Annotated in this window: 19 protein-coding genes; 14 read left to right on the plus strand and 5 right to left on the minus strand. The window is 34.4% G+C overall.

Features of this window, described 5'->3' with window-relative positions; translation table 11 throughout:
* Positions 1-97 precede the first annotated feature (97 nt).
* Entirely contained in the window at positions 98-1,390 is a 1,293-nt protein-coding gene (locus AB3G38_RS03350; protein WP_367867085.1) for an AAA family ATPase, read from the plus strand.
* 3 nt (positions 1,391-1,393) lie between these two features.
* Positions 1,394-2,077 carry a retron system putative HNH endonuclease gene (locus tag AB3G38_RS03355; protein ID WP_367867086.1) on the plus strand — a complete coding sequence of 228 codons (684 nt, stop codon included), beginning with the start codon at positions 1,394-1,396 and terminating at the stop codon, positions 2,075-2,077.
* 143 nt (positions 2,078-2,220) lie between these two features.
* Here AB3G38_RS03355 and AB3G38_RS03360 read toward each other — a convergent pair whose 3' ends face one another.
* Positions 2,221-2,601, minus strand: coding sequence for a helix-turn-helix domain-containing protein (locus AB3G38_RS03360; RefSeq protein WP_367867087.1), 381 nt, complete (start codon positions 2,599-2,601; stop codon positions 2,221-2,223).
* Positions 2,602-2,726: 125 nt separating this feature from the next.
* On the opposite strand from AB3G38_RS03360, the gene AB3G38_RS03365 reads away from it, so the two are divergent.
* A complete protein-coding gene (locus tag AB3G38_RS03365) occupies positions 2,727-4,034 on the plus strand; it encodes a hypothetical protein (protein ID WP_367867088.1) in 1,308 nt (435 codons plus the stop codon).
* A 120-nt stretch (positions 4,035-4,154) separates the two neighbouring features.
* Positions 4,155-4,625, plus strand: coding sequence for a hypothetical protein (locus tag AB3G38_RS03370; protein WP_367867089.1), 471 nt, complete (start codon positions 4,155-4,157; stop codon positions 4,623-4,625).
* 262 nt (positions 4,626-4,887) lie between these two features.
* Here the strand turns inward: AB3G38_RS03370 and AB3G38_RS03375 are convergent, their stop codons facing one another.
* Entirely contained in the window at positions 4,888-6,066 is a 1,179-nt protein-coding gene (locus AB3G38_RS03375) for a glycoside hydrolase family 76 protein (RefSeq protein WP_367867090.1), read from the minus strand.
* A gap of 420 nt (positions 6,067-6,486) precedes the next feature.
* Here AB3G38_RS03375 and AB3G38_RS03380 point away from each other — a divergent pair, with 420 nt between their 5' ends.
* On the plus strand, positions 6,487-6,801 hold the full coding sequence (locus AB3G38_RS03380; RefSeq protein WP_367867091.1) for a hypothetical protein: 315 nt from the start codon (positions 6,487-6,489) through the stop codon (positions 6,799-6,801).
* 410 nt (positions 6,802-7,211) lie between these two features.
* A complete protein-coding gene (locus tag AB3G38_RS03385; RefSeq protein WP_367867092.1) occupies positions 7,212-8,219 on the plus strand; it encodes an alpha/beta fold hydrolase in 1,008 nt (335 codons plus the stop codon).
* An 886-nt stretch (positions 8,220-9,105) separates the two neighbouring features.
* On the opposite strand, the gene AB3G38_RS03390 is transcribed toward AB3G38_RS03385, so the two are convergent.
* Both AB3G38_RS03390 and AB3G38_RS03395 read right to left on the minus strand, forming a co-directional pair.
* The gene (locus AB3G38_RS03390; RefSeq protein ID WP_367867093.1) at positions 9,106-9,708 is read right to left on the minus strand and encodes a hypothetical protein; all 603 of its coding nucleotides are present in this window, start codon (positions 9,706-9,708) and stop codon (positions 9,106-9,108) included.
* 85 nt (positions 9,709-9,793) lie between these two features.
* Positions 9,794-10,910 (minus strand): IS3 family transposase gene (locus AB3G38_RS03395; RefSeq protein ID WP_367868746.1). Its coding sequence is split into 2 segments (ribosomal slippage): positions 9,794-10,658 and positions 10,657-10,910, totalling 1,119 coding nucleotides; the frame shifts between segments, so codons are not numbered across the junction.
* Between the two features lie 101 nt (positions 10,911-11,011).
* On the opposite strand from AB3G38_RS03395, the gene AB3G38_RS03400 reads away from it, so the two are divergent.
* From AB3G38_RS03400 to istB, 8 genes are all read left to right on the plus strand, one after another.
* The gene (locus AB3G38_RS03400) at positions 11,012-11,707 is read left to right on the plus strand and encodes a hypothetical protein (protein ID WP_367867094.1); all 696 of its coding nucleotides are present in this window, start codon (positions 11,012-11,014) and stop codon (positions 11,705-11,707) included.
* Positions 11,708-11,827: 120 nt separating this feature from the next.
* Positions 11,828-12,364 (plus strand): hypothetical protein, encoded by a 537-nt coding sequence (locus AB3G38_RS03405; RefSeq protein WP_367867095.1) that lies wholly within the window; start codon positions 11,828-11,830, stop codon positions 12,362-12,364.
* A 214-nt stretch (positions 12,365-12,578) separates the two neighbouring features.
* Complete coding sequence (locus AB3G38_RS03410; protein WP_367867096.1) at positions 12,579-13,256, plus strand: hypothetical protein; 678 nt, start codon at positions 12,579-12,581, stop codon at positions 13,254-13,256.
* A 1-nt stretch (position 13,257) separates the two neighbouring features.
* The gene (locus AB3G38_RS03415) at positions 13,258-13,662 is read left to right on the plus strand and encodes a hypothetical protein (protein ID WP_367867097.1); all 405 of its coding nucleotides are present in this window, start codon (positions 13,258-13,260) and stop codon (positions 13,660-13,662) included.
* Positions 13,663-13,928: 266 nt separating this feature from the next.
* Complete coding sequence (locus AB3G38_RS03420; protein ID WP_367867098.1) at positions 13,929-15,305, plus strand: hypothetical protein; 1,377 nt, start codon at positions 13,929-13,931, stop codon at positions 15,303-15,305.
* Between the two features lie 462 nt (positions 15,306-15,767).
* A complete protein-coding gene (locus tag AB3G38_RS03425; RefSeq protein WP_367867099.1) occupies positions 15,768-17,099 on the plus strand; it encodes a hypothetical protein in 1,332 nt (443 codons plus the stop codon).
* Between the two features lie 143 nt (positions 17,100-17,242).
* Positions 17,243-18,802 carry an IS21 family transposase gene (istA, locus tag AB3G38_RS03430; RefSeq protein WP_367867100.1) on the plus strand — a complete coding sequence of 520 codons (1,560 nt, stop codon included), beginning with the start codon at positions 17,243-17,245 and terminating at the stop codon, positions 18,800-18,802.
* A gap of 4 nt (positions 18,803-18,806) precedes the next feature.
* Positions 18,807-19,556: an IS21-like element helper ATPase IstB gene (gene istB / locus AB3G38_RS03435; RefSeq protein WP_367866589.1), complete on the plus strand. Its 750-nt coding sequence runs from the start codon at positions 18,807-18,809 to the stop codon at positions 19,554-19,556.
* A 423-nt stretch (positions 19,557-19,979) separates the two neighbouring features.
* Here the strand turns inward: istB and AB3G38_RS03440 are convergent, their stop codons facing one another.
* Complete coding sequence (locus AB3G38_RS03440; RefSeq protein WP_367867101.1) at positions 19,980-22,151, minus strand: hypothetical protein; 2,172 nt, start codon at positions 22,149-22,151, stop codon at positions 19,980-19,982.
* Positions 22,152-22,718: the final 567 nt, after the last annotated feature.

The raw sequence follows: 22,718 nt of genomic DNA on the forward strand, positions 1-22,718 counted from the left end.
CCAAGTTTCATTCGGGAGTTCCAGACTGCTTGAAAATAAATTTTGATATATTTACATTTTAAATCAAAAGCCATAGGTTTTAGTAAATATCCATTGTATGAGAATTGACCGGATAAAGGTTGCCAATTTTAAAAATTTTGACCAGTTAGATGCGTCTTTTGCCCCTGGGGTAAATCTTTTTGTAGGTGGAAATGGAAGTGGGAAAACCAGTATTTTGGAAGCAATAAATGTAGCGTTGGGAGGTTTTTTTGGTTCCCAAGAACAAAAAATGCAACGTGGAATTGAATTTGATGAGATTAAAATTACTAATGGTAAACGAGAACCGTTTTCATCTGTTACTGGCTTTTCTGATGAAATTAATCAGGAATGGACTCGAAATATTAAAAGGGATACCAGGGCCAATGATATTAAAGGTATCAAAGTAGCTGTAGATTTTGGGAAGCAGTTTTTTGATAACTTTGATAATGCAGATGATAGGACGATCGCACCCCTTATAGCCTTTTATTCCACTCAAAGATTGTTTAAAGACAGTTCTCAATCACATAAGCAACGATATGATGCTGCAAGTGCCAGAAGAAATGGTTATTTGCAAAGCTTAAAGGAAAATGCCATTAAAGGGACACTAAATGAATGGCTTGGTAATGCGGTGACGAGAAGAGCGACAAAGTTTATCAATGACATTGAAAGTGACGATCTGGTACTCGAAAATGTAGAACAAGCGATAAGGCAAACATTAATTTTCTTTATGAATTTGCCTGAAGATTTTGCACTCAAGATCTATCAGGATCCTGACTTTGGAAACGAAATCTATGTAAATTATGATAATGAACATAATCTACCGTTAAGTTATTATTCAGATGGTTTTCGTAATCTCATCTATCTCATTTTTGATTTAGTCTGGAGAGCCTCACAGCTTAATCCATGGCTAAAACTTACTGAGCTATCTGCAAATGTTAACGGTGTGGTAACCATTGATGAAATAGATCTGCACCTTCATCCAAGATGGCAGGCGAAAGCAGTTGCTATGTTGCAAAAATTATTTCCAAAGGTTCAGTTTTTTATTACTACCCATAGCCCGACTGTTGTTGCTAATTTGGAGGAAGGGACATTGTATGAGGTCAACAATAAAACGGTGATTAAATCTGAGAATGATTTCTTTGGTAAAAAAATTAATTATATACTCAGAGATGTTCTCGATGCCTCAGACAGGCATGTACAAACGCAGCAAAAACTAGATAAACTATTTGTTTTGATCGATAATGATGTCATTAATGAGTACGAGCCTTTGTTATTGCAACTTAAGGCCTTGCTAGGAGATGATGATCCAGATATTATAAAGGCTCAAGCTCTTATTGATTGGAGAAATGAGGACAAACAGCAATTAGAATAATACATGCAATACATTCAAAAAAGCGGACCGCAACCGGGTGATTGGGATTTATGGTTTACTACTGGAACTGGTAATAGGTCATATAATTATAATTCAGATGCGAGCGCTATGCGTAATCTTCCTCTTGCTAAGAAGCATTTACTTGAAGAACAGAATTGGCTTTGTGCTTATTGCCAGCAAAAGCTTACTTTAGAACAGGCCTCAATCGAGCATGTTATCCCAAAAGAGTTCAACAAAGAACAGTCTACAAATTATCATAACTTAGTAGCAGTATGTAAGGAAACTCCTACAGATCCAATAGACGATAGGTTTCATTGTGACAAATATAAACAGAGTGAAATGATCGCCTCTTTAATATTTTCTTCGGCATCTGATGTCACTCAACAAAGTAATCATCGTTTTCTTGAGGCAAATTCTGATGGGTCAATTTCTGCAAAAGGAAAAGGTAGCATTGAAGATAAAAAGCTGGCGGAGGTATTTATTGAGGTGTTGAATCTCAATCATAGCTTGTTAAAAGCCAAGCGTGCTATTGATCATCTCAATCCGCTTATAAGTATTGCAATAGGGTTTAAAAAAGGCGACAGGCGTAAATTTTGGGAACTACAATTTAGTAATATCTCACGTGATAAGGAGAGGCCTTTTCGTATGTTTCTTTTGATTTATATAGGAAGAATACTGGGCTTTTAGTTCAAATTTTAATTAGCCAGGTTGAAAAGAAATAATTGGCTTGATGGTTACTTTAATTGATAATTTCGACTAAATAACAAGGTATTATTTAAAGGGGAGGCAAAATAAGTTTTGTCTCCCCTTTTTTATTTGGTAATGCTGTTCTATTTACTGTTTTTCAATATTTCGACTTTTTCTTGTTCGCTTTTTAGTAAGCGTTCGTAAAGCTCAACAACTTTATCTAATGGATTAAATGAGCATTGGTAATTTAATGATGCTGAATTATCGTGGTAAGTATTTCCGATTATATTAAATATAGCTTCTTCACTAAAGTTTTTTATAGCTTCAGCACTCACACCTAAAACATCAGCAATTTTTTCAAGCATTGAATCGTCTATCTCTTCGCTTTGCTCAATTTTTGAAATAGTTTGTTGACTTACGCCCAGCTCACCAGCAAGAAAATCTTGTTTTATACCTCTGATTTCACGAATGCGACTAATCTTTTTTCCTATATGAACTTTGTTGGATTTTGTAGCTGTTTCCATAGAACAAATATAATTAATTTCCAGATGGTAAGTAACAATTAAATATGGGTAAAGTACAACTTGAATTGGTAGGTTACGGCATTAGATAACCCGAGATTTGGTAATGGAAACTAAAATCGGATTATATGTACGCGCAAACCATGATTAGCACAAACACCTTGTCCAAAAAAGGAGGGCTTTTTTTTAGATTACCTTTTCAGCATGGCAGTTTTAAATTGGGTATTGATACGTTAAATAAGTTCTCAGATTTCAGAAAACCCAAACATCCGTATTTACGCATACAGACCAGGAAAATATCATTTTTGAATGAGTTGCTGATAGTAGGCATAATAGTGGGAGAGGAAGCAGAAGAAATGGTTTACATCAAGGTAAAGCCTCTGGAATTATTAGTTAGTTGCAGCGTAGATACTGATGAAAATTATTTAGGTCGTTATGCTTATTTCGCACTCTGCGATTTATTAGGGGCATCTGATGAATGTGATTTTGATGAATATTATTGGCCGGACTTTTTTGATGATAAGATGCAAAATAAGTTTTTAACAACATCAAAATCTAAAGGAGGGATAAAGGTCATTTTAAAGACTATATATCGTGGATTGTGTAAACCGGTGAAGTATCTGCCGGCGGTTAAACGGGATAAAGTTATGATCAGGAGGAAAACTGCTGATATAATACCGGAAGCATTAACAACAGAGGAGCAGTTGATGGGGTACTGTTTACTGGATACGCGTAGTTCCAAGTGGCATACGAATCACGTTCCATCTTTAATATCTTATACTGGGATTCCAAGTAAGGATAAAATATCTGTAAAATGGTTTAATAACTATATTTTAAAACCAGAGGATTTACCAGATCAGGAGCTTACTGCTGAACAGCAAGCTTTAAAAGATATTTGTTTTTTAATGGGAGAATTATCGCCTGTTCAATATCCAAAACAGAAGGATAGCGAAAGTAAGAGAGTTGAACTCAAGAAACTAAATAAGGCTAATTTTAGTAAAGTTTTTGCCTTATGGCATGAAGCGTTTCCATTGTTACAGAGTAGGCGATATACGCATTATCACTTTACTTATGGTATGAGAAATATCAAAGGAAAACCTGTAAAATCGGGTATGTCACCTTGTACATTTAGCAATGAAGAGGCTGAATTATGTTTTTTGTGGAAAGAGAAATCAGATTACTATAAACTTGAACTTCGTTTTAGGATAGGTTGTAAGTTGTATGAATTACCTTCTTATTTCAATGCCTCTTTTTTTGTAGCATCATGTATGAATCCCAGGAAAATGCACTTGCTAAACTCTCTTATGGATTGTGAAATCCTGGCTTTATTTGGTGAAACAAACTATCGCATGTTATTTCTTAAAGTTCATTATGAGGCTTATTTCAGCTGTTTTGTTGATCAGCTAAGGGATACTTATGAATTTATAGATAAATAGTTGGTTGAAAATATTATTAATGGAAAGTTGGGTTTTGTAATGAGATGCCTGGTTTAAGTTTTTGCAATCAGCGAAGCTCAATTTTTAAAGATTCATTTAAATTTTAAAATCAAAACGAGTATGAAAAAGTTAAATAAGCCGGGCTCTGTTAATGAGTTAAAAGCAATTGATTCAATCAATGCTAAATACAATTATAATGATATATGTGTTTTTCATGAAACGGTACTTCGGATATTAGGAAGCAGTGACTTGTCTGGGCTTAAAGTATCGGAAATGAAGAGTATTGAATTCTTTGCACAAACAATTGTCAGGTTGCTGGATTCTCCACAAATATCAGACAATGTGAGAAATCACTTTCAAGAACGGGTTGCTAATAATATTGCTGATATCAAGAAAATAAAACCACCCAAAGGGAATGATTTTCAAACAACTAAGAGCCTTTATGCAATGCTGAATTGGATAAATTTCACAAATCATCGGACGAGGTTAACGATTGAGATGATTCTTGATGATTATTATTATCATTTTCCGGTTTCTCGAAGTGCAGTGATTATAGAGAAACGTCTTTTGTTGCAGCCTGGTTGGCTGTGATTCGAAAGAAAGCCCCAGGACCTCCGATCCTGGAACTTTATCTAAGTTAACGCTTTCATGTATCAAAGCGTTTGAAAGCTTAATTATTATGTTGTCCCTTATTATTTTTTCAGGTGTATCCTGTAGACAAATTACTCTTCGCTCTGAGAAAGTGAAGAAACGCCTATTTTCCTAACAACCATTTTCTGTCCAAAGAAAATCTTGGAAAACATCCGAAAGCTCCAATTTAAGACCAGAAGTAAATTTTAAAGGCTGATTTTTATTAGTGATAGTTGTAAATACCGTTCATCATTGCGACGCCGCAAGTGGTTTCAAAAGCATTGCGTACGCTCTCCGGCGTCTGGGTTCCCCATATGTTCCACATCAAACCCTGGGAATTTCGAATAGACCACGCTTGAGCTGCATTAGCGTCAAGCCAGGGCCCGTAGTTACTTGCCGTACCGGTGTTTTTTACAAATATTGTGGCCCAGCGTGCGAAAATACTTTTCATTCCCTGCGTGTCGGCAATACCATTTTCATCTTTCAAAATTCCTCCGGATTTGTTGCACATGCTGCTACGGGCATAATCCATTGCCTTCAAAGCCATCGCCAAGTAGTTACTTGCCGGATAATAGGAACGTAAAAGATCACATGCACCAATAAAAGTACCCTGAGTGTAAGAAAGTGCTCCTTCTGTAATAGTTCCTGAAGTGTTAATGGCTCCTTTAACCTCGCCAGTAGATGAATCGTAAAGCTTGATGACCATCCAATCCATAATTTGCTTTGCTTTAGTCATATACGTAACATCACCGGTTGCCTGATATAAAAGCATCGCGCAAATTACGGCTGGAGCATTAACGCAGGTGTTTTTAGTCTGATTGTTAGTTGTCCACCAGAGTCCGCCACCCAAAGTCTGGGTATCCCAGGCACGGTTCCACATCATGTTAAAGTTGTTTTTTGCCATGTCCAACATTCCGCCATCGTTGGTAATCTTGAATGCCCTCACGCACATTAATGCTCCCCAAACAATATCATCATTATAAATATTGTTAGTCCAAAGCAATCCGTACCCGTCTCTTACTCCATTATATAAATAAGAAATTTTATTTTTGAGATCTACACTTGGATTGATGTTGTAAGCGTCAATTAGGGTTTCTATAGCTTCCTGCTGCGTCCAGAAATCCATTCTGCCTGTATGGTTATCGTCTTTCCAATAATACGCCTTAAACGAGGGACCATAGGTACCGTACTGATTGTAAAAATGATTGTTATATACCTGCATGGCCAGCAAAGCTTCGGCTTTTGTAGGGAGCGTGGCAGCAGCTTGGCTGGATAAATTAGATTTGTTATTAATCGCGTTGAGTGCAACCGGCTCCGTGACGACATTATCTTTTTTACAGTTTGTAAATACGGCGCCTGCTCCTATGGCGATCATAGCCATAAGTTTAATGTTCGTGTTCATTGTTTAGTTTTTAAAAGGTTTATAGATGGTTATTTTGTTTGTTCAGATGTACCAGTCTGCGTCTCTAATGTGTACTAGCAAGATTTTTTTTGTCGTTCTTAAACTTTATAAATGAAGATAACTAATATTTTAAGTAAGGCAGATTTATTATTAAGCTTCAATGCTATGTTTCAAGCGTTATTATTTAGACATTAAAATTATTATAGGGTGTAGACAGTCGGAATTCTGAAGATTCTTAACGCATTGATACGGAAGAAAAAATTAGTGTATCAGAAAACAGATATTTTGCTAGTTTGGGACCTTAATGGTATTTCGACCCTGTTTCATTTTATTTAACTAATGAAGTGCCTTAATTACTACAAACAGACAGCCACCTGTATCAAAAAACGAACGTAAATACAGAAATCAAATTTTATAATAATGAAGTGCATTATCAATATAGCAGAAGAAACAATCGGTGAAGCTGACTTTGAATTAACCGATGTTTCTATGGGAACAATCGGAGGATTATTTATTCCAAATGAGAATTATTTTAAATATCAGGCTCTAGTTCAAAGCCACTGCAACAACAAAGGGATTTCAAATATTCATGATTTCGACTATCGTATTACCTTGTATGGTAATATAGATTTAAATTTGGAAGGCGGTATAGGGATTACTGATATTCAGGGTTTTAACGAAATTTATATTGAAGGTGTTGGCCTCAATCAATACCAGCTATCAAATTTTAGATAAGTGGTTTTAAATAACATACACACATTGATACTATGGTTAATCTAAAGATATTCAACTTAAAATGGGGTGTTCTAACCTAATCCCACATCTAATCGAAAAATACTTTGAACACTTAAGGGTTATTGAATTTGATTTTTATTCAATGATTTTAAACTAAATAAGGCTGCTTTTTAGGAATAGCCTTATTTAGTTTTAATGGAATCCCATTCAGCGGGGGAAGAGGGGTTCTATCGCCGAGATCTGTCGTAAGCACAGTATTAACTGAATACAAATTTACAGAAATTTTTATTCAGTGGTAGCAATGAAAGCGCAAAAACTAAGAGCAGGAATAATCGCAGTATTTTTTATAAATTTGTATGATCTTATAATTGGCATAGGTTGACCGAAAACACTGGCATCAACATTCCGAAATGCCCAAGGGATTAAATATTCAAGCTGTAATCTTGCAAAATAATACCGAAATTAAAAAAATGGATAAAAACCGTCCTTCGCTCATAATGAGAATATCAAAATTTTTTTTAAAAACAATCATAGGAATTGTAGCCATAATCGCTATCCTACTCATCACAACATTCCTGATTCATCAAGTCAATTCAAGCATCGAAGCTGATAAAATTGAAGATTATGGTCAAAAAATAAAAATTTTTGACGGTACAATGAATATTACAATAGATGGCCATGATCCAGACACGATTGTGTTACTCACCGGATTTGGAACGGCAAGCCCAAGATTAGATTTTGAACCATTAATCAGAGAATTAGACAAAAAGTATACAGTGATCACGATTGAACCTTTTGGTTATGGATTGAGTAGTGAAACAAATCGTGAACGCAGTTTGAATAATATATCGGAAGAAATCCATGAAGTTGTGAAACAATTAAATCTTAATCGGTTTATATTAATGGGGCATTCCATTGCTGGGCTTTACAGCTTAGCATACATTAACAATTATCCAGGTAAAGCAATCGCATTTGTAGGTATTGATACCAGTGTGCCAACACAACCTTGGCCGGGTTATAATTCGGCACCTATGGATTTTTTAGCCAAAGTAGGTGTAATGCGTGCATTTTTAAAGTTTTTTGGAAATGAAAAACCTAAAGAAGAATCAGAAGTACACCGTTTTGAACAAGAACACATGATTACGATGAAAGTAACCGGAAACAATACTTTGCACAGAGAAGCAACTTCATTAAGTAATAGTTTTAAAGATGCTCGAAAATTATCTTTCCCGAAGGATTTACCGGTTTTATTATTTGCAGACGAAAACTCAGCTGTCAAAGGCTGGACAGAAATGCATCAAGCGCAAGCCAACAGCGTGGATAAGGGAAAACTAATCTTATTGCCTGGTTCTCATTATCTACATCATACACAATCTAAACGAATTGTAGCAGAACTTGAGTCTTTTTTAGGAAAATAAAATAATTGATCCCGTCGTAGCGCTTCATTGTTTGAAGTGTATAATAACAGCAATTAAATGTGTATAACATTCACTACTTGGATGATCTCGGTAAATCACACGAAGAAAAAAGTTCACAGTGATCAAGGTGACCTGGCTATTCAGATCCCCAGGGATTTTCTTCCCCCCAAGAATTCCGCTTAATCCTGGCAGAGCCTTTTACGTAGTTTTTTGGCTTCTTCATGTAGAAGAATAAGCTGAAATTAGTTTTCATAATGTTGCACATTAGGGGTTTACAAATTTAGCTTTGCAGTTACTGTAAATCAAGATGTTCAGTCTTTGAACGGGTTGTATATCAAATAGATATACGATATTCGGTGAGTCATTTTAATTTCCAAAACTACTCACCGAATCGCTCACCTACAGGATGGGAAACGGTGCATATTTTGGATATCTCTAAAATGCAAAAAGCCTGCTTATCGTATGATTTGCAGTCTTAGTTTATCTATGAGTCCTCTTTACGGTCTATCCTCCAATATGGATTAGCTCGTTACTCTCGCTGATCCCTTTTGGGGGAGGCTTCAACAAAAAATGCCACCCTATCGGGTAGCATTTTTGTTTGGCGGAGAGTGGGGGATCGACCATAATCGACTTAATACACTCTATAACCCGTATTCCATATCTTTTTTGCTCTTAGGGCACCTAATCGGGGCACCTACAAAACAACACATAATCGCTATTCCTTGTATATTGTAATATACATAAATAATTGACAATAAGAGAATAAAGCACCTTTTAATATAGGTTGGTTTACTTACTTCTATATTTCTAGCCTTGCTGTAATTGCAATCTAGTTTTTGTTAACTCAAAAAAGCTCTTTGATAATTATTATATATAATAGCCTAACTCAACTTTTCTTAATTTGGGTTAGAAGTATGAAAAATTCAGGTGAAGTAAATATTTCAGAAAATGAGTTGTCATCTTTTGTTGATTGCATTTTCAACAATAATTCATTACTATATTCAAATTTTCCTGATATAATAACTTTATCACCTATGCTTAGTTCTCTAATTTCAGTAGTAAGTTTATTTTCATTAATGGGTACAAAACAATTAAATTGTACTGATTTATCGGTTTGTTCATTGTTATAAATATTGAAAGAAAGAATTACTCCTCGATGTTCATCGTCGCCATTTTCAATTTTAGTCACTTTAGCAGTCCATTTATCGAATCGATCATTTAATATTGTTTTTACATAAGATCTGAATTCAAGATATAATGCATTTACTTTTTGTTTCTTGTCAAATTCATTGTTAGATATACTTGATTTGTAAGAATTACTGTCGATTATTGTTATAAATTTTAATTCTTTATCAGGAGCGCCTGTAACTACAGATGAATCATTCATAGTTAACTTATTTTTTTGATCTTTGCCTTCTATATTTGATCCGCATGAGTAGATTAGTATTATAAGACAAGATGATATGATCATTAATGATGCTTTTTTCATGTTATAACTGTTCCTTTGTTGATTTTCCTTTAATAAGGTTTATTGTTTTTAGACCATTAGATATAATTGACCTCCTCCCTGTTATTCAGACTGTCAAAAGTGGAGTTTTCGATGTTTTTACCTGCAAGTTAACAAATTCTTTGGGAGTCAGATCATTAAGGCTGCTATGTGGTCTGTAGTGGTTATACTCCCATCTGAAATTCTCAATTTTTTCTCTGGCATCTTCCAGTGAAAGAAACCAATTTACTGACAAGCATTCATCTCTAAATTTGCCATTAAAAGATTCGACGTACGGATTATCAGTGGGTTTCCCAGGCCTTGAAAAGTCAAGGGTTACCTGGTTCTGGTATGCCCACATTTCTACATCTCTGGATATAAATTCACTCCCGTTATCGCACTGAATCCTTTCAGGAAAGCAGCCTTCTACCAGACATGCCCTAGTCAATTCGCCCACAACATCTAACCCTTTGAGTGATTTTCCGACCAGCAATCCATGGCATATTTTACTACAGTTATCCACTATAGTTAAGATCCTGAAACGCTCCCCGTTGAACAAAGCATCCTGCACAAAATCCATGCTCCATACCTTATTTATTGCTTGAGTCTCCAGCCGTTCCAGACGATGTGCTGCACTTCTACTACGTCTGGGCCGTTTGGTACGCAGGTTCAGGCCACAGGCTTTATAAATGCGGTAAACCCTTTTGTGATAGTCAACAAAACCTTCCCGTCGCAATAAAACGAAAATCCGCTCAAAGCCATATCTAATACGCGTCTGCGCGATTTCATTTATCCGCATTTTCAGCAGGCTTTCATCCCGGCGATGATGGATATAATAATACATAGATTTCGGCAGCCGTACACAGCAGCAGGCCCTTTGTACCGATATCCGGTAATTACTAACCATCCAGTTCGCCATTTCTTTCTTATAGGGTGATTTTACAACTTTTTTTTATCACATCCTGAAGCATTTGCTTATCCAAACTGAGATCAGCAACCAGTTTTTTGAGCTGAACGTTTTCCTCTTCAAGTTTTATTAATTTTCTTAATTCAGGAATTCCTAAACCACCGTATTTTTTCTTCCAATTGAAAAACGTAGCTTGCGAAACACCCATCTGCCGACAGATTTCTTCTACACGTGTACCCGTCTCGGATTGACGCAGGGCAAAGGTGATCTGCGCCTCGGTAAACTTTGATTTTTTAATCATGTCAATTTAAGTATTTTATCTTTTTGACACCGAAAATCTCTACTTTATAAAAGTCCGCTTTTGTGGGAGGAGGTCACTTACTAGATACGCGTAGTTCCATGTGGCATACGAATCACGTTCCATCTCTAATATCTTATACTGGGATTCCAAGTAAGGATAAAATATCTGTAAAATGGTTTAATAGCTATATTTTAAAACCAGAGGATTTACCAGATCAGGAGCTTACTGCTGAACAGCAAGCTTTAAAAGATATTTGCTTTTTAATGAGAGAATTATCACCTGTTCAATATCCAAAACAGAAGGATAGCGAAAGTAGGAGAGTTGAAATCAAGAGACTAAATAAGGCTAATTTTAGTAAGGTTTTTGCCTTATGGCATGAAGCGTTTCCATTGTTACAGAGTAGGCGATATACGCATTATCACTTTACTTATGGTATGAGAAACATCAAAGGAAAACCTGTAAAATCGGGTATGTCACCTTGTACATTTAGCAATGAAGAGGCTGAATTATGTTTTTTGTGGAAAGAGAAATCAGATTACTATAAACTTGAACTTCGTTTTAGGATAGGTAGTAAGTTGTATGGATTACCTTCTTATTTCAATGCCTCTTTTTTTGTAGCATCATGTATGAATCCCAGGAAAATGCACTTGCTAAACTCTCTTATGGATTGTGAAATCCTGGCTTTATTTGGTGAAACAAACTATCGCATGTTATTTCTTAAAGTTCATTATGAGGCTTATTTCAGCTGTTTTGTGGATCAGCTAAGGGATACTTATGAATTTATAGATAAATAGTTGGTTAAAAATATTAATAATGAAAAGTTGGGTTTTGTAATGAGATGCCTGGTTTAAGTTTTTGTAATCAGCGATGCTCAATTTTTAAAGATTCATTTAAATTTTAAAATCAAAACGAGTATGAAAAAGTTAAATAAGCCGGGCTCTGTTAATGAGCTAAAAGCAATTGATTCAATCAATGCTAAATACAATTACAATGATATATGTGTTTTTCATGAAACGGTACTTCGGATATTAGGAAGCAGTGATTTAACTGGGCTTAAAGTATCGGAAATGAAGAGTATTGAATTCTTTGCACAAACAATTGTCAGGTTGCTGGATTCTCCACAAATATCAGACAATGTGAGAAATCACTTCCAAGAGCGGGTTGCTAATAATATTGCTGATATCAAGAAAATAAGACCACCCAAAGGGAATGATTTTCAAACAACTAAGAGCCTTTACGCAATGCTGAATTGGATAAATTTCACAAATCATCGGACGAGGTTAACTATGGAGATGATTCTTGATGATTATTATTATCACTTTCGGTTTCTCAAAGTGGATTGGTTATGGAGAAACGTCTTTTGTTGCAGCCTGGTTGGTTGTAATTTAATGGGCTTAGATTTTCTGTTAAATTGTAGATTACAAAATAAGCACATCTACAATTTAATGTAAATGTCATAGGATTGAGTTGCTACATTTGGGCAGAGCATAAGATGTATAAGACTCTTAATTTACTGTCTAATCAAATATAGCAGCTCCCAAATTCCACATTTTCTTTTTTGGCTTTAAATGGGAACTATTTAAACACTAAGATTTGATTGTTTAGTGTTTCTTATACTTTAAAACTAAATACTAGATTTAGCTAAGGAATAATTATATTTACTATATGATTAATACATGGGAAATATTAAAATACGGAGAGAGGTTAATTTCTTCCATGGAAAATCCTCCGTCTGCGAATGACGTAGCATACAATAGTAGAGTTACACCTTCATTTGACATGCTTTTTGTTCAAAATTCAAGCGGTAATTATGTTCTAATTATTTATATGAGAATTAGAATAATATATAGCGATAGTGCTGAACCTTGGAAATTTATTGATAAAGATTTATTCGAAAAGGATTTTAAAGAGAAAATAAATAGGAAATGGGGTCTATATGGTAATGAGACACTTTACAGATTGAATAGTAAAAAGATAATTTCTTTAGATTTCAGGTTCTCTTTCAGTAGACAGGAGTCATATTTTCAAAACAATCATTGGACTTTAAGTGTCAAAAAATTTAATAAGGGTATATGGAATCAAAGTTCTATAACATCTAGTTTAAGAACTGGTAAACTAGATTCTAATGATTTTGATTTTGTCAAAAAAAAGAAGAATAAACAACAAAGAGGAGCGGTTCACGAATTTGGGCATATGCTTGGATTGGATGATGAATATAAGCCAGGAGCATTTGTTAATGACTTTGATTCTATAATGAATGTGGGTGAGGTTGTTAGATTAAGACATCGTTCTGTGTTTATACAATGGATGCAAAAAGTATTAAGAGAAAAAAAAATTAATTAAAATGAAGACAGTAATCACTTATATAATTGTTTTGTTTTTCACAGCTTCTTGTGTTCAAAAAGGGGAGAGCTCTATTTCAAGTAAAAAAAATATGAATAAAATTTTTAATGATCAATGGAATCATATTAAAAAGGCCAAGAGTAAAGAAGAAGAGAAAGAGCTGGTTTATAAATTTATGGAATTCCTTAAGACGAAGGATTATGCTATTAGTAATCCTACTTATGTTTCAAGTAATGGGGACATTAAACCCTTTTCTGAAATGTTCAATGATAAAAAAGCAGATCAGTTGAAAAGCATTAATATTGAAATAATAAACGATAATGAAGAAGGAGATAATAAGCATATTAAACTTATTAATTGGAAGCCGATTGATAATGAATCTGCTTTGATGTTTTTGCGTGAGTAGGGATGCCTGATAGGCTTTTAAATATTTAGGTCTTATTAGTCTTTAGGTTTAGAAGTAGTTATTGTAAATTGAAGATAAATGTTAGCTATTCTTGAAAAAATAGCTTTAAAAGCTTGATTATGAGGATAAGTAACTTCATAAGATATCGAAATTTTCATATAAAATAGTTCCAAAGGGAGATAATGAAGTAGAGACTATTTTTAATATACTGAAGAGCTAAAGATTTGTGAGGAATATTAAGCTACCTCACAAGAAAAGAAATAATCATGGGAAATTTTAAATCTCTTAAACAAGAACTTAGGTTAATCAAATCACTAGATAAGTCAAACTCGGTAACTTTCAAATATAATGAGGATTTTTTTTCGGGTTCACTTGAAAAGGGTACAAAGGATTTCTTGCTAAATATAAACTCTAGTAACCGATTTAAACTTGGAGATATGAATAACCTAAAATTTCAATTCCAGGACTATGAAATTACATTGACCAATTTTTTTGAAAGATCTAGGGAGTTTTGTTCTAGAGGAGGTAATTCTCTTACCGTTAAAATTTTCGAGTTTGAGATCAATGGTTTTGAACAACACCTGCCATATTGCAGAACTATTATTCCATTGAAGCGTAGCTTAAGTTTTAATAATATTCTGTCAGATTCTTTTGAAGATTATGAAACTGAAGAAAGTATTATACGGGGATTGCTAAGGATAAAAATTCCGAATTATTCCCAAATACATGTTTTTATCTACGAAAAAGACTTTTTGGTGATAGACGGAATAGAAGCAATGACAAAAGATATTTTTTCTGAACTCAGTTGGTCAGTTTTAGTTGGCATTGGATACATTACAGGTTACCTACCACAAGATGAAGAATATTTCTTTTACTACAATGATTCCGAATTGATTGGTGATTTTAATTTTTCTTTCAAGACAATGAGAAATAGTATTTACTCCATTTATGCTCCGGTGAACGCAAATTCTCATGCTTGGAGATTGCCTGCAAAGTCTGCTGATGAATATTATGGTAGAATTCGCGAACTAGGAATTGAACATTTCTCTTTATTATGTAACCTAATTCATGATATTCCTGATATTAAGGCTATGTTGTTATTACTAGTTGAGTCGGTTTCAAGTTCAATGTTGTTAATGCCTGCTGGTTTATCAGTTGTTCTTGAAGGAATTTCAGAGTATTTTTATAATAAATATAGTTTTAGGATTGCTCCAATAGACGATAAACAACTGTCTTCAAGAATTATAGCTGATCTTAAAGATGTACTAAAAAATTATCAACAGGACCCACATATTAAAAATTTCACTGTATTAAATAGAAAATTAGAAACGTTGAATTCTCCTACAAACCGAGAAAAGCTAAAATTTCCATTTAATTATTTAAAGATTCCTATTGATAAGCTAGCTGAAGAAGTTATTGAATTCAGAAATGATTTTTTGCACGGCAATATTAATCTAAATCCTAAAAAAGGTCGCCCAGTGAGCATGGATAGTTTTGAAATATCCTTAAGGCTACTTACTTTAATTAACGCAATTTTTATGAAAATGATTGGTTATGACGGTCTGATTTTGAACCACGCAAAGCTTCAAGAAAAAGGTATAGGTAAAGATATTTATGAAGAACCCTTTTTAAAGATTGAGTAACCGATCTTCTCTAAGCTTTAAGTAGTGAAATGAACTTTATTTATGAGATTTACAGATATTGTTTGGGTATGCAAAATAAACTTTGTCAGGGCATTGATCCATAAGGATTGATGCTTCGTTCATTTTAATTCAAAAAAATATCATTCGATTAGGAAATCAAATTACAAGCTTCTTAGCAGTTATTCTCCAATTAATTAAGTACATAGTCCATTTCTGGCTGATGTTATTGCGGGCTATGTATATGAGCTTTAATAATGCAATATTAGCATATATTCATTTATAACTGATTTTAATGATCTTTCTTATTGGTTTTAAGATACTTATAGTCTATTTGAAATACTCATTTTATAGAAATATAGTTGGTCTGTAAATATCTGGGTGTTTATACTATTAATTGTAATGTCAACTTCATGTCTTTGCCTTTGTACAAATGTGTTTTAAGCGGGATGCGTATATTTGTAAATGACCCTCTCCGAAATATTCAATACCAGAGAAATTGCCTATATCCTATTAGGTGCCTTATTCTTTATTTTTACATGTTTCCATAAAGGAATTCAGAAAGACATAAAACCAATTCTAGCTGCACTGTTTACCAAACACATCTTAATCATTTATTTGCTTACAATTGTTTATACGACTTTTTGTGTTATGTTGCTTGTGAAAATTGGAATGTGGGACTTTAGTCTTCTAAAAGACACAATAGTTTGGATGATTTTCGCTGCATTGCCAACTATGTATAAGGCTTGTACAGCATCCAATGTAAAGATGTATTTCAAAACCACTTTATTTGAACTTATCCAAGTAACGATCTTTCTAGAATTTATTTTGGGGTTGCATACTTTTGTTCTATGGATTGAATTACTAATAGGTGCATTTTTGTTATTATTGCAAGGTTTGATTGTATTTAGTCATAAACCGGAACAAGTAAAAGTTCATAAGATATTTAAAAGCATAAATAAACTAATTTTTATATTCATGCTTTTCGCCGTGGGAATCCACCTTTATGACCATTTTTTACAGTATTGGACATTTGCTTATTTTGAACAATTTGCTTTATCTCTAGAGTTTACATTGATGTTGATTCCATTTTTGTATCTGCTGGTAGTGTATATGAGGTTTGAAGAGATTTTTCTAACAATTAACAGTAGAATGAAACATCCAGATCTTTTGATGCATACTAAATGGATCTTGTTGCTGAATTTCTTCTTCAACCTTAAGGGGATTAAAAGATGGGAACAACAGTTTTTAATGCGTCGACCTGAAACGAGGCAGGACGTTTTGAAATCGATAAAGGACGTTAAAGAGCTCCAAAAGGCGGAAGAAAACCCGCCTGCTGTTCTTGCAGATAGTGGATGGTCACCCTATATATCTAAAAACTATATGAAAGAACATTCCCTGCCCACAGGTCAGTATGTAAATCATTATGATAATTCTTGGAGTGCTACATCAGCGCCTCTCCGCCTTTCAGATGATTATTTTGCTAATGACCTTGTTTATGAGGTTACAGGGAATAAAACCATTGTTACTCAATTGGAAATGATTCTAAAAGTTTTTGATCTTAGTAAAAAAGGAAATGGTCACGAAGTATTTGCAAACTATTTTACCTTACTATTTGATAAGATATTTCCCGGAGATTCTGTACCTGCTGGACTAGCTAATGCAATCATCAAGGGCAAGAAGTGCCAAATGCTTTATAAAAATTATCAGCTCATTTGCCAGTTTGATCAATACAATAATCGTTTTAATACTTACAATCTTAAGGTGGCGATCCAACATCCAAATCATAGCGTCTAGTTGTAGTCGGTAATTAAAACTGCACAGAAATCGGCAAATAGGAATACACAGAAAATGGCAACAAGAGTGCACAAAAAAACGACGGAGTTTTTATACCCCGCCGTTTAAATACGAACTTCATTGGTCTACGAAAACTAATGAAGATGAACGCATTCTTACGCAAATTTATGATGTATTATGATATTAAACGAATGCACCTTGACGGTCGTTCGATTTCTCAGATTAGCAAAGCCCTGGGTTGCAATCGCCGGACAGTAAAAAAGTATCTGGATATGGAGGATGAGGAATTTGAATCCTTCCTGAAGTCCCAAAGTACGCGGGGAAAGCTGCTTTTACCCTACGAAACTTTCGTTCGTGAGCGGCTGGAACTGTACCGCGATACCTCTGCCGCTCAGATGCATGATTGGTTAAAAGAACATCATGCCGAGTTTCCACAGGTTAACCAGAAAACTATTTTCAATTTTGTAAAGTGGGTTCGTCATCAGCATCACCTGCCTTTTGAGCGCCCCTTGCGGGATTATTCTGCAGTTGAAGACGCTGCTTATGGAATGCAGGGCCAGATAGATTTTGGAGAATATAATATGCGTTCTGGTGATGGAAAACGTGTAAAGATCTATTTCTTCACGCTTGTGCTGTCCCGTTCCCGGTTCAAATACGTTTGTTTCAGCTGTAAACCATTCACCAGTAGTACCGCCATTACTGCGCATGAAAGTGCCTTTAAGTATATCAAAGGCATACCTGATACTTTGGTTTACGACCAGGATAAAGTATTTATCAGCAATGAGAACCATGGAGAACTGATCCTGACTGCGCAATTCAAAGCATATGTGCGCGACCGGAAGTTTAAAGTCCATATGTGCAGAAAAGCAGATCCTGAAAGTAAAGGCAAGATAGAGAACGTGGTGAAGTATATTAAACAGAACTTCCTTTATAACCGCGCCTTCCACGACCTGGAAACACTAAATGAAGATGGATTAAAATGGCTGGAACGCACTGCCAACAGACTGGATCATGCCCTGACTAAGAAATCCCCTTTGAATGAGTGGCAGATTGAACAGGACTTTCTCAGGCCTTTTGAGCCTATCGCTGATACCGGGCCAGCTCCGGTATTATATTCAGTGAGAAAAGATAACATGATTTCCTGGAAAAGTAATCTTTATTCATTGCCCCTTGGAACCTATACCGGCCGGGGAAGTCAGATAGCTGTTAGTTTTGAAAATGGATATCTGGTTATCTGTGGACCAGGTCAGAGAGAATTATGCAGGCACGCGGTCGCTGAAGGGATTGGCCTAAAGATCATCAATACTGATCACAAAAGGGATAAAAGTGCAGCCCTGGCAGAAATGACGGCTGAAGTCTGTAAGCTGATCAGTGACGGAGATAATTTGCGCCGCTTCATTAGCGCCATTCGCGCTGATAAGCCCCGGTATCTGCGTGATCAGTTGATCCTGCTCCGTGAGGTCATTACCAGTAACGACCATCAGCTGATTGAAAAAGGATTACTCTTCTGCCTGCAGCAAGGCGTAAACAGTGCCAATGACTTTAAGGCACTGATCTCAAAGTTTAAGCAACAGGCCATCCCGGTAGCAGTCACCCCAACAGGGTTAAACCCCTTGAACGGGTCTTATCCACCGCAAGCTTTGCTACAGCCCCAGGTAAGTAGAATTGATGACTATCAGCAAATCCTGAATCAACTTAATTAATCATATGAACCAAAAACAACAGATTGATCAATACTGCCGCCAGTATAAGATTACAGGAATGGCCGTAAAAATAGAACAGATGGTTAAAATAGCCGAAAACAAGCAACTCAGTTACATGGGTTTTCTAATTGAGCTTTTTGAACAGGAATCCCTGCACAGAGAGCAGCAGGCCAAAGAAAGATTACTTAAAACTGCGCAATTGCCCGCGAAATGCAGCCTTGACCAATATGAAATACGGGATCAAAACGGGCTCTCTCTGCAAAAAATAAATACGTTGAAGGAAATGGACTGGCTGGATCAAATCTATAATATTATGTTGCTCGGCCCTTCAGGGGTAGGAAAGACTTTTTTTGCAGCCGGACTTTGTGCACAGGCAATAGAAAAAGGCTATAAAGCTTATTTCAGAACAATGGATGATATCCTGAATATACTTCGCATGAAGGACTTTTCCAGAGCTGCAATGGCAGATTATAAGAGGCTCGCCAAGGCCAATCTAATTATCATTGATGATATTATGCTCTTTCCGGTAGAAAAAGCCCAGGCAATTAATCTGTTCAACTTTATCAATCAATTGTATGAGAATACTTCATTTATTATTACCACCAATAAGATGCCTGCAGATTGGGCTAAAATGCTTGATGACGAAGTGCTGGCAACCGCATTACTTGATCGCTTACTCTTCAGATGTGAAGTCATTAACCTCGCTGGAAAAAGCTACAGAATGGAGAATAGAAAAACTATTTTTGAAACTTAAACTGGGATATATACTTTTGTAAAACTGTGCACTATTGTTGCCAAAAGTTGTGCATTCTTATTTGCCATTTTCTGTGCATTGCTATTTACCGATTACAACAAATTAATTTGTGTATATAATGAAACCAAAATATATAATTTTTTATAAAAGAAAGCAGGGTAATTAAACCCTGCTTATCTAAAATAATCAGTACTAGCCCCTTGTAGACCTACAATGTTGAATCACTTTTTCTAGACGGCCGAGGCGCATTCTGGTATAGGCTCTTACAAACACTGGTCTGATACTAGTACATACTAAACACTTTTTCATAATATAATAATTTAAGTTAATAAAAGCATTTACTTAAATAATTATGAATTGTTTAGTTATACAAAGATAGGTTATTTAACTAGAAGTTTATCTCTTAATGTTGGAATATTGATTCTAATTTAAGCCTTTTGTTTGCTTATATAAATCTATTAAATGATAAACTGACATATCAATGAGTGGTTCATACATAAAAGCGTTAATATGGATATTTTCAGGTGTCATTAAATTTACTTTATCTATAATTTCTAAATTCTTACTGTCTACATATTTTGTTTTGTATTTGGTTGATAATTCTTTTGTCTGATTTGCCTTGATTTTGGCCAAATCAACTTCTGGTAAAGACTTTATTAAATATTGTTCAGTTTTTAATCTACATGCAACTGCCAGTGTAATTTTATTTTCCAATAAGATTTCGTTTATATTTTTTTCATTTTCTATGTGATCGGCGGTTGAAAATATGAAATCTATGATTTTTTCATTGCCATTGAAATCTATTACTTTATCTTTGAGCTTCGTAATCCTACTTTTAAAAACATCAAAAACTTCATTTATAGTGATAGCTTCAGAATTTTCTTTTTGGTGCAAGCAGCCGGTTAGTTTAATACAGTCAGCTGACATTGATGAGTCCGTGTATTCAATCAAGTTTCTTACAAATGAGATTAAACTAATGAAAACTTTCGGTTCTTCGTGGTTCTTTAAATATTCTTTAAAAAGATCTCTCATGTATAATCCTTCTTTTAACTGTATGCATCTGTTGTTGTCCCTAGTTGCCATAAGTGTATGCTTGTATAATGCAAGTCTTGAGGCAAGAGTTCTGTAAAAGTCGAAGTTGTGTGTTAATATCAGGGATTTAAACTTATTGGAAAGATGCAAATCTTGAATATATTCAATTATAGCATACTTATTTTTATAGTCAAATGAATCAGCTATATCGTCAAAAATTAAGAGTGTAGTTTCATCACTAAGTTGTCTTGATTCAATCTCGAATAAGAATTGTAAAATAAAATATGCTCTTTGTTCACCTTTGCTTAATATCTTTAATAGATTTTCTTTAGTTTGTACAGCAGGAGCTTCCTCTTTGTCCTTATAGATAAATTGTAGGCTTGCAGTTTCTTGTTTAAGAATAACATCATGTTGGTTCACTATTTTTACTTCAAAAGGAATGTAGAAACGTGCATTGAATTTTCTTGTAATTTCATCCCAAAGTGAGGCTTCTTTTTTAGCTTCCCTTATGATTGCCTCTAGTTCTTTCTTTTGTCTTTCATATAGTTCAGCTAAGGTTTTGGCCTCATCTTTGATCTCTGAGAGAAAACTTGTCCAGACCTTCTTTTTAAATTCGTTATAGTCTTTTAAATTGACCAAGAGGGAATTGTCTTTTTCAATTACCTTTTTAAAGGCTCTTAATTCAGTATTTGCCCCAATTGCCTTATCAACCTTATCAAATGATTCTTTAAGTTTTTTATCAGCCAAAATCTTTTCAACCTCATCTTGAAATAACTTTTTTAATTCTGTGGAATTTTTGATTTCCGTACCGTCTTCTAAAACGAACTTATGTCCTGCTTCAAAGTAAGAATTATCTTCGATAGACTTTAATATTTCATTAACTTGGTAAGTTCCGAAAGTATTGCTACCTGTCAATTTGAAAAGTTTTGAATTGGATATTATTTCATTGTAATCCTTAATATAGTTATCAAGCAGATCTTCATTTTTAGATAGGAAAACTTTCACATTCCCTTTAGTGTCGAATACACTATTATATTTAAATGAAATTTTGTCAATGTCATCTTTTAATTCATGAATGTGGTTGGATAAAATTCCAAAGAAGTTACTGTTTTTGTCTTCTTCAAATGTCCCAATATACTCTCCTTCGCAGTCTGAGCTTTGGGAAATCGCCTTAAGTTTTTTTATAAGTTCATTTTTAGCATTGTTTAATTCTGCATAGATCGCGTCATATCGTTCTTTTAGTTCTTTACTTGCAATGAATGATGTTATTTTATTTGTTGCATCGAAGGAATTATCTTCTGCATTTATAATTAAAATTGTATTGGGATTGATTTCAACTCCATCTGATAAAACTTTGAATTTGGATTTTTTGTTATGTATGTGGTCTTTTGGTTGGTTTTTTTTGTCATTTTTAGCAATTAAATCTAACGTTTTGGCAAATGAAGTTTTCATAGTACCATTCGGTGCATATATTAAGTAAGAATTTGAGTTGTTAAAGTCAAACTCATGATTTAACTTTCCAATGCCAAAGCAGTTTTCGAAATCAATTGATAATACTTTCATTATTATATTTGTTTGGTTAATAGTATCGTTAGTAGCACCTCGTGTAGGTTGATATTCGATAATTATTACGTGATTGTGCAATAATGAAGAGAATATTTTATTGCAATGATAAGATAAAAATAGTTACTGAAATTACGGTTTTCCTTGATTTTTAAACTATTATAACGAGTAAAAGATGATTTTAATAACTATATCTCTTCTGTGAATTGAAAAAGTCTGATTATGAAAGATCAAATTTATAGCTTAAGGAATAGAATTCTTTTGATTATAGATCTAGTAAAAAGTATAAAAATTAAATGATCATTTTTATGACTTAACTAATCCTATCCTGAAAGAGCAGTTAATAACTTTAGATAATTGTTGTTATAATTCTCTGCGTTTCCATAGAATTTAAGTACGAGTCCATTCTCCAATGTGGATTAGCTCGTTACTCTCGCTGATCCCTTTTGGGGGAGGCTTCAACCAAAAATGCTTTTCGCTGCGCTCAATGACATTTTTTGTTTTAAACCAAGCCTTGCGCGAAGGCGCGCAGAACTTGCTTTAAAACAAAAAATGCTACCCGAAATG

It is taken from the genome of Pedobacter sp. WC2423 (assembly GCF_040822065.1).
Taxonomy (GTDB): Bacteria; Bacteroidota; Bacteroidia; order Sphingobacteriales; family Sphingobacteriaceae; genus Pedobacter.

Coding starts and splice junctions, on each gene's coding strand:
- AB3G38_RS03350 (WP_367867085.1), top strand. CDS start 98: ATGAGAATTGACCGGATAAAGGTTGCCAATTTTAAAAATTTTGACCAG.
- AB3G38_RS03355 (WP_367867086.1), top strand. CDS start 1,394: ATGCAATACATTCAAAAAAGCGGACCGCAACCGGGTGATTGGGATTTA.
- AB3G38_RS03360 (WP_367867087.1), bottom strand. CDS start 2,601: ATGGAAACAGCTACAAAATCCAACAAAGTTCATATAGGAAAAAAGATT.
- AB3G38_RS03365 (WP_367867088.1), top strand. CDS start 2,727: ATGTACGCGCAAACCATGATTAGCACAAACACCTTGTCCAAAAAAGGA.
- AB3G38_RS03370 (WP_367867089.1), top strand. CDS start 4,155: ATGAAAAAGTTAAATAAGCCGGGCTCTGTTAATGAGTTAAAAGCAATT.
- AB3G38_RS03375 (WP_367867090.1), bottom strand. CDS start 6,066: ATGAACACGAACATTAAACTTATGGCTATGATCGCCATAGGAGCAGGC.
- AB3G38_RS03380 (WP_367867091.1), top strand. CDS start 6,487: ATGAAGTGCATTATCAATATAGCAGAAGAAACAATCGGTGAAGCTGAC.
- AB3G38_RS03385 (WP_367867092.1), top strand. CDS start 7,212: ATGCCCAAGGGATTAAATATTCAAGCTGTAATCTTGCAAAATAATACC.
- AB3G38_RS03390 (WP_367867093.1), bottom strand. CDS start 9,708: ATGAAAAAAGCATCATTAATGATCATATCATCTTGTCTTATAATACTA.
- AB3G38_RS03400 (WP_367867094.1), top strand. CDS start 11,012: ATGTGGCATACGAATCACGTTCCATCTCTAATATCTTATACTGGGATT.
- AB3G38_RS03405 (WP_367867095.1), top strand. CDS start 11,828: ATGAAAAAGTTAAATAAGCCGGGCTCTGTTAATGAGCTAAAAGCAATT.
- AB3G38_RS03410 (WP_367867096.1), top strand. CDS start 12,579: ATGATTAATACATGGGAAATATTAAAATACGGAGAGAGGTTAATTTCT.
- AB3G38_RS03415 (WP_367867097.1), top strand. CDS start 13,258: ATGAAGACAGTAATCACTTATATAATTGTTTTGTTTTTCACAGCTTCT.
- AB3G38_RS03420 (WP_367867098.1), top strand. CDS start 13,929: ATGGGAAATTTTAAATCTCTTAAACAAGAACTTAGGTTAATCAAATCA.
- AB3G38_RS03425 (WP_367867099.1), top strand. CDS start 15,768: ATGACCCTCTCCGAAATATTCAATACCAGAGAAATTGCCTATATCCTA.
- istA (WP_367867100.1), top strand. CDS start 17,243: ATGAACGCATTCTTACGCAAATTTATGATGTATTATGATATTAAACGA.
- istB (WP_367866589.1), top strand. CDS start 18,807: ATGAACCAAAAACAACAGATTGATCAATACTGCCGCCAGTATAAGATT.
- AB3G38_RS03440 (WP_367867101.1), bottom strand. CDS start 22,151: ATGAAAGTATTATCAATTGATTTCGAAAACTGCTTTGGCATTGGAAAG.